The organism is Brucella sp. NBRC 12950 (genome assembly GCF_030268145.1).
Taxonomy (GTDB): domain Bacteria; phylum Pseudomonadota; class Alphaproteobacteria; order Rhizobiales; family Rhizobiaceae; genus Brucella.
Genome location: NZ_BSQC01000083.1, coordinates 1 through 259 on the forward strand (window position 1 = coordinate 1; position 259 = coordinate 259).

The window sequence follows — 259 nt, forward strand, 5'->3', positions numbered from 1 at the left end:
CCTCTGGTTATCGAAGCAGCCCTTCTTGAAGGCATTGCAACCAACACCGACGTTCTGATCGAAGCCACCTGCAATCAGGTCAATCAGGATGGCGGCTATACCGGCATGACAGCTGCAGATTTCCGCCATTTTGTCGAAGACATTGCTGCACGTCTCGGTTTTGATACAAGCCGCCTTATTCTGGGTGGTGACCACCTCGGCCCCAATCCGTGGAAGCACCTTAGCGCTGAAGAAGCCATGGCCAAGTCCGAAGTGATGA

Annotated in this window: 1 protein-coding gene; it reads left to right on the forward strand. The window is 53.7% G+C overall.

Annotated elements, in window-relative coordinates:
* The coding region (locus QSJ70_RS27555) for a class II D-tagatose-bisphosphate aldolase non-catalytic subunit (protein ID WP_285541397.1) at window positions 1-259 on the forward strand (259 nt) is incomplete at both ends.